Here is a 1,353-nt window from a genome sequence, read left to right as displayed (position 1 = left end):
CAAATTTAAAGCATCACAACAGCTCAATCTGCCAAACTTACTATTATGATAAGGTTTAAAGGTAATTGCTATTTTGATTTTGGGGAAACTCTATATAATTAATTGTTGACGCCAAAAAATTCTATGTTAATCATTAAAGGAGGACGAAACTATGACTAAAGAGATTATTAGTACTGATCAAGCACCAGCAGCTATTGGTCCTTACTCGCAAGCGATTAAAGTGGGAGGCACACTCTATGTTTCTGGTCAAATTCCTATTGATCCAGCTACTGGTGAATTAATTGAAGGAGATGTCCAAGCACAAACTCGTCAAGTATTAAATAATATAAAAGCTGTCTTAAAAGCGGCAGAGTATAAACTTGTAGATATAGTTAAGGCTGAAGTCTTCATTAGTGATATGGATAATTTCGGGAAAGTGAATGAGGTTTATGCTGAATACTTCACTGAAGAACCACCAGCTAGGGCTTGTGTAGAAGTGGCCAGGTTACCAAAAGATGTGGCTGTAGAGATTGCTGTAATTGCTGTAAAAGAATGATTTTCAATACTTCTATGATTAAGCTATTTTACTAAATGCACTATTTGTGTTTAGATGTAGCATAAATAGTGCGCTTTTTGCTTTATAAAACAAAAAATGATATAATTTCTAAGATAAGATATAGATGGAGGTAATAAAATATGTCATATTTCGAGTATATATTGGTCAAACGGCCAGTAATTGCAGCAGTAAAAGACTTGTCAGATTTGCATTCGATTCCTGAAGAAAAGATAGCAGCTATATTTGTGTTAGGTGGGGATATTTTTAGTTTGCCTAAAATCGTTAAAGCTGCTGTTGAATTAGATAAGCTTGTTTTTTTACATATTGATTTAATGAAAGGGATAGGGAAAGATAAATATGGTATGAAGTATCTAGCTGAAGAGGTTGGAATTGATGGGATAGTTACTACTAAAAGCTATCTAGTTAAAGAAGCTAAAAAGTATGATTTGATTACTATTCAAAGACTATTTATTTTGGATTCTTCTGCTTTTGAGACTGGGGTTAATATTATTAAAAGTTCTAAACCTGACTTAGTAGAAGTATTACCTGGGTTAATCCTTCCACATGTTATTTCCGATTTAACAGAGGCGTTAGAACAACCAATTATTGCAGGGGGATTGATTAAGAATCAAGAACAATTAGAAGATATATTAAAGACTGAAACATTGGCCGTTTCAACTAGTAGTAAGGAGTTATGGGAGTTTGAAAGAAAGGATAGTTAATAAAAAAGGAACATTGTATAATTAAATGCACAGGATAAATAAAAAGGTGACACATACCAATACCTCATATATAATGTTAACTAACCAAAGAAAACA

General features: G+C 32.7%; 2 protein-coding genes. Both read left to right on the top strand.

Annotated features, from left to right (window positions below; translation table 11 throughout):
- Positions 1–151 precede the first annotated feature (151 nt).
- Positions 152–535 (top strand): RidA family protein, encoded by a 384-nt coding sequence (locus BM077_RS13520; protein WP_089751216.1) that lies wholly within the window; start codon positions 152–154, stop codon positions 533–535.
- 140 nt (positions 536–675) lie between these two features.
- Positions 676–1,257, top strand: a complete 582-nt coding sequence (locus tag BM077_RS13515; protein ID WP_089751214.1) for a glycerol-3-phosphate responsive antiterminator — start codon at positions 676–678, stop codon at positions 1,255–1,257.
- Positions 1,258–1,353: the final 96 nt, after the last annotated feature.

This window comes from Candidatus Frackibacter sp. WG13 (assembly GCF_900114655.1).
In the GTDB taxonomy this organism is placed as follows: Bacteria; Bacillota; Halanaerobiia; order Halobacteroidales; family Acetohalobiaceae; genus Frackibacter.
The sequence above is the reverse complement of the archived record's forward strand: the minus strand, read 5'-3'. Positions and strand labels throughout refer to the sequence as shown.